The following is a 7,921-nucleotide window of genomic DNA, read 5'->3' on the forward strand; positions in this document are numbered from 1 at the left end:
AGAGACCAGACAGATCGTGGCGCCGGTCCGGATCATCCTGATCAAGCGCGACGGCCGCTGGCTGGTTGTGGAGCTGTCACCGATCCACGTCCGCTGACCACGGTCAACCGTCGGTGTCCCGCTGCACGAACCGGTCGGAGAGTCGGCGCATCCGGATCATCATCGAGGCCGACGGGCTGGCCTTGCCGCCCAGGTAGTCGGTGAGGTCGGCCCCCGACACCCCGGCTCGCAACGCGAATTCGCTTCGGCTGAGCCCGCACCGGTCGATCAGTAGCCGGATGTGGCGGGCGACCTCGGCACGTTCGTTGGCCTCCAGGTGTGCGCGGGTGCGGGCTAGCACCTCGGAGAGCGCCTTGGCGACACCCTCCGGCGGCGCGTCCGCCAACACCTCCTCGACCTGGTGCGCGGTGCGCCCGTACGGGTCGCGCTTGAGCGCTGTGACGATCTGCCGCCAGACGGTGATATCGGATTCCTGCAACGCCGACCGGATGGCGGCCGTCGACCAGGTCTCCACCGGCTGGTCGTCGGTCCGACTGGTCTCCGGCTGGTCGTCGGTCTCCGGCTGGTCGTCGGGTCCACCGGGGTCGGCATCCCGGCCGGGATCCGCCGTCGCGGTCACCTCGCCTCCTCGAGCATCGCCACGGCCACCGACAGGCACCGCTGCCGAACGACCTCCGGGTCCGGCCTTGTGTCGTCCGCCGGTTCGTCAGCACCGTCCACGTCGACCGGCCGCGGATCGGCCAGTCGGCGAACCAACTCGGCGGCGATCCATCGTTCGGTCGGCTGACCAGAGTAGTACCCGTCCATGCCGGCCAGTGTCGCGGCGGCGGTCTCCGGATCGAACGTGTCGACCAGGTCGGCGAACTGGGCGTAGTCCCGTTCGGTGCTGCGGGAGACGATCAGATAGGCCTGCAACCGCAGTGTCTCGGCGCCGGTGGGGATCTGCAGCCGGTCGCCGGTGGGAAGCTGGATGATCACCGTCTCCACCGGTTTGGCCCGGGAGAGCGCCGGGTCGTCGACCGAGCTGTCGACCGCACCGCTGGTGGTGTCCAAGGCGTCCAGGGCCACCGAGAGCCAGGCCCGCCAGACGCCGACCGGGTGCACCGGCCGCCCCACCCGGTGCAGACCGTCCCCGGGCAGCTCGGTCACCACCGGCATCGTCTCGGCGGCGGCGGAGCCGCAGCCACGCAACACCAGCGGGTCCGCTACGCAGACCGCGTCGGGCACCAGTCGTCTCAGCTTGGCTACCGAGTTGACCACGACGCGCAGGTCGGCATTGGACAAGGCCAGCCGGGACAGGTCGTCCGGAACCACCACGACGTCCCCCGGATCGGGGGTGGGCAACGGCTTCTCGAAGTCCACCGTCGGCAGAATCCGGCGCAACCAGCACGGCAGCCACCAGTTCCACCGGTCGAGAACCGCCCTCAGCGCCGGCACCAGCACCAGCCGCACCACGGTTGCGTCAACCGCGATCGCGACGGCAGAGGCGTCGCCGAGCTCGGCGACCAGCGGCATGCCGGCGAAGGCATATCCGTCGACGACCGCGATCATGATCAGCGCGTCGCTGGTGATGGTCCGCGCGCTGGTGCTGACCCCGTACGCCACCGCGTCGTGGGTGTTGCCGGATTGCAGGAATCGTTCCCGGATCCGGGCCAGCAGGAAGATCTCGTAGTCCATCGACAAGCCGAAGGTCATGGCCAGCACGATCGGCGGGACGAAGCTGTCGATCGACCTGATCGGCTCGAACCCCAGACCGGCCAGCCATCCCCACTGGAACACCACCACCAGGCTGCCGTAGGCGGCGGCCACCGACAGCACCGTCATCAGCACGCCCTTCAGCGCCAACAGCACCGACTGCACCGAGATCAGCAGCATCACGAACGCGATCAGCGTCACGAACCCGAGCACCAGCGGCTCGGTTGCCGCGACCCGGTCGTCGAAGTCCTTGATCAGTGCCGTCGGCCCCCCGACGGCCACCCTCGCCGAGTTCCCGGCGGCCGGTGGCAGGTGAGCGCGGAGCCAGTTGATCGTCCGGCGGGCCTTCATGTCCTCCGGGTCGACCGAGAGCACGCCGGAGAGCAGGGCGCTGCTGTGGTCGTCGGCGAAGACCGGCGGGGGCACCGAGACCGGGATGATGTTGGGGGCGCGCATCATCGTGTCCCGGACCGCGGTCAGCGCCTGATCGTGGTCGGGCGCCGAGGCATCGCCGCCGGGGAAGCTGACCAGCACCCGGACCGGTCCGAGCACCCCCGGTCCCAGTGCCTGGGCGGCGCCGGCCACCCCGCCGCGCATCTCGTGGGCGGCGTTGAACTGGCGCAGCATGCTGTTCCCCAGCACCAGCGAGAACGCCGGCGCCGCGAGTACCACCAACAGCGTGGCCGCCCCGAGCGCCGACAACCAGGGCCGTCGCATCACCCGGCGGGTCCACCTGCTCCAGAACCGCGACCGGGCGTTCAACGGCCGGCGCGTCCAGCGCAGCAGTGCCGAGCGCTGGGCGACGGCGCGCCCGACTACGGTCAACAGCACCGGAGTCAGTGTCGTCGCGGTCAGGACCGCGACCGCGACCGCCAGGATCGCCCCGGTGGCCATGGACACCAGCACCGGGGTCTTGATCAGGTAGATGCCGGTCAGCGAGGCGATCACGGTCAGCCCGGAGAGCAGCACGGCCAGCCCGGAGGTCGCCATCGCCGCGTCGATGGCGTCTCGGCGGACGCGGCCGGTCCGCAGCTCCTCCCGGTAGCGCATCACGATGAAGAGCGAGTAGTCGATGGCCAGCGCGATGCCGAACATCGACACCGTCGACGTGACGAACACCGACATCATGGTGAAGGTGGACAACAGGTAGACCAGCCCCATGGTGACGACGACCGTGCAGACGCTCAGCGCCAGCGGGATCGCCGCGGCGGCCAGCGAGCCGAAGACGGCGAGCAGCACGATCAGCACGATCGGCAGGTTCCACTGCTCGGCCGCGGCGACGTCGTGTTTGGTCTTCGCCGACGCGGCGGCACCGAGCGCGCCCTGGCCGATCACGTGCAGCCGCACCGAGCCGTTGGCGATCTGTCCCGGCCGGTCGCCGTTGATGCCGAGCTTCGCCCGCAGCTGCTTGGCCACGTCGACCGCGCCGGTGTTGTTGAAGCCCAGCTGCAGCGACACCACGTACGGCCGGTCGGGTCGCGGCGCCGGCTGCTGCGGGTTGGGCACCACCGTCAGGCTGGGCACCTCACCGGCGACCCGGTTGAGCAGCTCCACGGCCTCGTTCATATCCTGGTAGGAGGCGTCCGCGCGCGGTGCGGCCACCAGCGCCAGGGGTGACGCACCCTGATCGGGGTAGTGGTCCTGGAGTTGGTACTGGACGTGCAGGGACTGCGATCCGTCCACCTCGAACCCGCCGCCGGTGAGGTGGCCGGACTGGGTGGTGCTGAGGTAGACCGCCGCCAGCACGGCGACCAACCACCCGGTCAGGACCAGCCAGCGGAATCTGCGCAGGTTGCCGCTGAGGCGCATCATGAACTGCTGGATTTTCCGCTCCCGATTCTGGTGGCAACCGCGTGCTGGCAGCCTACCGCAGCAAGGTCGTGACGTAATCCACTCGCGCGGCGCTGAACTGCACGGACTCCCGGATTACCGGTGGACCGACCACCGTTCGACTGGCGGCTTCGGGCCAGGGCAGGCAAGATGGGCAGCTGGCCGGTCACGGGGGCACGCCCGGCCCATCCCACAATCCATGAGGAGTTATCGGTGAAGACGATCACTGCTGCTCGGCGACGCCGGCTGTTCGGCGTCTTGACCACCCTCGCGGTGGGCGGCACCGTCACCGCAGCGGTGGCGGGGCCGACCGCTACCGCCGACAAGGACCCGTGCTCCGCCGGCGAGATCTCCCGCACCGTCAGCTCGGTGACCAGGTCCACCGCCGACTACCTGGACTCGCACCAAGAGACCAACCAGATGCTCACCGGCGTACTGCAGCAGCCTGCGGGACCGGAGTCGGTCGACACGGTGAACGAGTACTTCGACGCGAACCCGGCCGCGCGGAACGACTTCGTGGGCCTGGCGTTGCCGCTCGTCGTGGCGAACGAGCAGTGCAAGCTGAGCGAGCGGCTGCCGGCGCTGCTGGCTGTGTTCCAGGCGGCGCAGGAGCAGGGCAAGCTGCCGACCATTCCCGGTGCGCCGGCCATCCCGGGCGCCAAGCCGCCCGCCGCGCCGGCCCAGGTCGCCCCGGTCGCGGTGGCTCCGCCGCCGGCGGCGGCGCACTGAGCTAGCTAGGCGACCAGCCCCGGCACCGCGTCGGGGTCGACCCGGCTCTCGGTGCGGAACACCAAGAAGAACACCACCCAGCCGACGGCGGCCACCAGCAGCCAGCTGACCGCGCGGTAGATCAGCACCGCCAGGACGGCGTCCGGCCACGGCATGCCGCTGGACACCAGCCCGGGCACCAGCACCGCCTCGACCATCAGCAGGCCGCCCGGCATCAGCGGAATGCTGCCCACCGCCCGGGCCGCGGCGTAGGCCACCGTCAGCCCGGCGACCGACGGGGAGCCTCCGGCGGCGTAGCCGGCGAACGCCAGGCAGGCGACGTCGGCGATCCAATTGAACAGCGACCAGCCGAAGGCCATCGACAGGTCGCGGCGGCCCAGGCTGACCGACTCCAGCTGGGCCAGCATCCGCCGCCACGTCGCCAGCCCGGTCTCGGCCGGCCTGCCCCGCACCGAGTTGGCCCAGGACAGCAGCCGCAGGGCGAACCCGTCGAGCAGCTCCGGCCGGGAGGCCGCCGACTGCGCGAGCAGCAGCAGCGCGACGAAACCGCCGAGGGTGTACAGCAGCGAGAGCGGGTTGCTCCGGGCGCCGAGGACGCACGCGCCACCCAGGCCGAGCAGCGCCAGCCCGACCGCCTGCAGCACGCCGGACATCACCAGCTGCCAGGACGCCACCAGCGGTGAAGCGCCCCACAGCCGCTGCTGGCGGTAGAGGAACGTCGTGGACAGCACCGGCCCGCCCGGCAGGGTGGTGCTCAGCGAGTTGGCCGCGTAGAACGCCGCCTCGGACCGCGACTGCCGGACGTGCACCCCGGCGGAGGCCAGCAGCGTCCGCTGGATCTGCGCGAAGCTGTGCATCGACGCGGCCGCGGCCAGCACCGCGGCCAGCACCCACCATCGGTCGGCGCTGTACAGGCTGACCAGTGCCTTGGCCAGCTGATCCCAGGCCAGCGCGATCTCGACGGCCAGCACCGCCGCGACGGAGCCGATGATCACCCGGCGCAGCCACACCTGGGTCAGCGTAGCCGCGGCGAACCGGTCAGCTCTCGGTCTGTATGAGGTCGCGGCCTTGTCGTTACGCTACCGGAATGTCAGAAACCGCAGATGAATCCGTACACCCGACGGTGCGTCGCGCCGCGTCCTGGTGTTGGCGGCTGCTGGTGCTGCTGGCCACCGCGGTTGCGGTGCTGTGGATCGTCAGACGCCTCGAGGTGATCGTCGTCCCAGTGGCGATAGCGCTGCTGGTTGCGGCGCTGCTGCTGCCCGGCGTGGACTGGCTGAACCGGCGCCGGGTGCCGCGCGGCCTGGCGGTGTTCCTGCTGCTGGTCGGTGGGTTGGCGGCGATCGCCGGGCTGTTGACGTTCGTCATCAACGCGTTCATCGACGGCGTTCCGGGCCTGGTCGAGCAGGTGACCCGGCTGGTGGACTCGTCCCAGCAGTGGCTGATCAACGGCCCGCTGCACTTGAGCCGGGACCAGATCGGCGGCGCCGGCACCACCGTCATCGACACCCTGCGCAACAACCAGGCCAAGCTGACCCACGGGGCGCTGTCCACCGCCGAGACCATCACCGAGATCGTCACCGGCGGTTTCGTGGTGTTGTTCACGCTGATCTTCTTCCTCTACGGCGGGCGGAACATCTGGGCGTTCCTCGTCGGCATGTTCCCCGGTCAGGTGCGGGAGAAGGTACACGCCGCCGGCGTCGCCGGGTTCCGGTCGCTGGTCGGGTATGTGCGGGCGACGTTCCTGGTGGCCCTGGTCGACGCGCTCGGCGTCGGGATCGGCTTGGCGGTCCTGACGGTGCCGCTGGCGCTGCCGCTGGCGTCGCTGGTGTTCCTGGGGGCGTTCATTCCGCTGGTCGGTGCGGTGCTGACCGGCCTGCTCGCGGTGCTGGTGGCCCTGATCGCGAAGGGCTGGATCTATGCGCTGTTCGTGCTCGGCTTGATCGTCGCGGTCAACCAGTTGGAGTCGCACATCCTGCAGCCGTTGGTGATGGGTCGCGCCGTCTCGATCCACCCGCTCGCGGTGGTGCTGGGTATCGCCACCGGCGCCATCCTGGCCGGCATCGTCGGGGCGCTGCTGGCGGTGCCGACGATCGCGTTCGTCGACCGGGCGGTGCGGGTGCTGGTCGGTGCGGCTCAGGACGGTGGGCTGGAGACGCCGCTCCGGCCGGACACCGCGGCATCCGAAGCCGGGTAGCCGCTCAGTAGTAGCGGCCTTCGCGGCGCAGCAGGTCCTGGGCGCTGACACCGCCACCGCCGCCACGGCGCTGCGGGGTCTGCTCGGGTTGCTCGGCGGTGGGGAGCTGCTCGGTGGCCGGTGTGCCGGGGTTCGGTGCCGGGATGGCGGTGGTGGCGTCGGCGGGCGGCTCGTCTGCGCGGGTCGAGTCCTCCGGCGGCGGTGACTTCGGCGACACCGGTTGCTCGCCGGTGCGCAGTTCATCGAGCCAAGTCTCGATCTCACGGTCCGGCGCGGGTGGTTCGTCCGGGTGCGCAGCCTTCTCCGGCGCGGCCAGCCGGGTCGTGGCCGGCTCGGCCGCCGGCAGCCGGGTGGTCCCCGTGCGAGACGGGCTGCGGTTGCCCCGCCGATCCGCGGAACTGCCGGTCGAGGAGCGTTTCCCGCTCTTGCCGGCCGGATGGGTCGGGTCGTGCACAGCCGCCGCCGTGGAGCTCCGCGACGCGGATTTGCGTGGCGGCGACGCGGTGGCGCCGGCCGGGCGGGGCCGGGGGGTCACCGAACGGCGGCGTTCGTCGGGCAGGTTGGTCTCGCCCAGCCCGATCCGGTTCTGCACCCGCTTCATCCAGCGCGGCGCCCACCAGCAGTCGTCGTTGAGCAGCTTCATCACCGCCGGCACCAGGAACATCCGGATGACCGTCGCATCCAGCAGCAGCGCTGCCATCAACCCGAACGCCAGGTACTTCATCATCACCAGGTCGGAGAAGACGAACGACCCGGCGACCACGGCCAGCACCAGGGCGGCGGCGGTGATGATCCGGCCGGTGGTCGCGGTGCCGATCCGGATGGCCTCCGCGGTGGACATGCCGCGCTCGCGCGCCTCGACCATCCGGGAGACCAGGAACACCTCGTAGTCGGTGGACAGCCCGAACACGATGGCGATGATCAGCCCGATCACCGGCGCGGTCAGCGGAGTGGGGCTGAAGTTCAGCAGATGCGCGAAATGCCCGTCGACGAAGATCCAGGTCAAGATCCCCATCGTCGACCCGAGCGTCAGCAGGCTCATCACCGTGGCCTTGATCGGCAGCACCAGCGAGCCGAACGCCAGGAACATCAGCAACGTGGTGGCGGTGAGCAGGATGCCCAGCATCAACGGCATCTTGGTGAACATGCCGTGAATCGAATCCTGGACCAGCGCCTGGGTGCCGCCGACCATGACCTCGAGACCCTTGGGTGGGTTGAGCGCGCGCAGCTCGGCGATCTTCTTGCCGGCGTCGTCGGGGTTCTCCAAGCTGTTCTGGATGACCCGCACCGTCGGGTCCTTCGAGCCGCCGTCGGCGTAGCTGCGTTCCTGCCACATCCGGGCCGGATCGCCGTTGGGATCGGTGAACCCGCGGATCGTCATCGCCCGGTGCCGGACCTGGGCGATCTGCTGGTCGGTGACCGGCTTGTCGGTGGTGCTCTGGATCACCAGCGTCATCTGCTCGGTGCGGT

Annotated in this window: 5 protein-coding genes and 1 pseudogene; 2 read left to right on the forward strand and 4 right to left on the reverse strand. The window is 70.4% G+C overall.

All coding sequences use genetic code 11. From position 1 onward, the window contains the following. Nucleotides 1–103: 103 nt before the first annotated feature. Nucleotides 104–619, reverse strand: coding sequence for a helix-turn-helix domain-containing protein (locus tag AC2VNT_RS13775; protein ID WP_486947395.1), 516 nt, complete (start codon nt 617–619; stop codon nt 104–106). Next, on the reverse strand, nt 616–3,507 hold the full coding sequence (locus AC2VNT_RS13780; RefSeq protein ID WP_486947396.1) for an MMPL family transporter: 2,892 nt from the start codon (nt 3,505–3,507) through the stop codon (nt 616–618). The genes AC2VNT_RS13775 and AC2VNT_RS13780 overlap by 4 nt, the downstream gene beginning before the upstream one ends. 231 nt (nt 3,508–3,738) lie before the next feature. On the opposite strand from AC2VNT_RS13780, the gene AC2VNT_RS13785 reads away from it, so the two are divergent. Next, nucleotides 3,739–4,254: a hemophore-related protein gene (locus AC2VNT_RS13785; protein WP_486947397.1), complete on the forward strand. Its 516-nt coding sequence runs from the start codon at nt 3,739–3,741 to the stop codon at nt 4,252–4,254. Between the two features lie 29 nt (nt 4,255–4,283). Here AC2VNT_RS13785 and AC2VNT_RS13790 read toward each other — a convergent pair. Then, a pseudogene (locus AC2VNT_RS13790) lies at nt 4,284–5,234 on the reverse strand (lysylphosphatidylglycerol synthase transmembrane domain-containing protein); the annotation flags it as partial. 107 nt (nt 5,235–5,341) lie between these two features. On the opposite strand from AC2VNT_RS13790, the gene AC2VNT_RS13795 reads away from it, so the two are divergent. Beyond that, nucleotides 5,342–6,451: an AI-2E family transporter gene (locus AC2VNT_RS13795; RefSeq protein ID WP_486947398.1), complete on the forward strand. Its 1,110-nt coding sequence runs from the start codon at nt 5,342–5,344 to the stop codon at nt 6,449–6,451. A 4-nt stretch (nt 6,452–6,455) separates the two neighbouring features. On the opposite strand, the gene AC2VNT_RS13800 is transcribed toward AC2VNT_RS13795, so the two are convergent. Then, nucleotides 6,456–7,921, reverse strand: a 1,466-nt coding sequence (locus AC2VNT_RS13800) for an MMPL family transporter (protein WP_486947399.1), incomplete at its 5' end; no start/stop codon positions are given.

The sequence above is a fragment of the Mycobacterium sp. TH-M15 genome (genome assembly GCF_057473705.1).

Excerpts from the sequence above, each read along its gene's own strand:
- AC2VNT_RS13780 (WP_486947396.1), bottom strand. The coding sequence starts at position 3,507 with ATGATGCGCCTCAGCGGCAACCTGCGCAGATTCCGCTGGCTGGTCCTG.
- AC2VNT_RS13795 (WP_486947398.1), top strand. The coding sequence starts at position 5,342 with ATGTCAGAAACCGCAGATGAATCCGTACACCCGACGGTGCGTCGCGCC.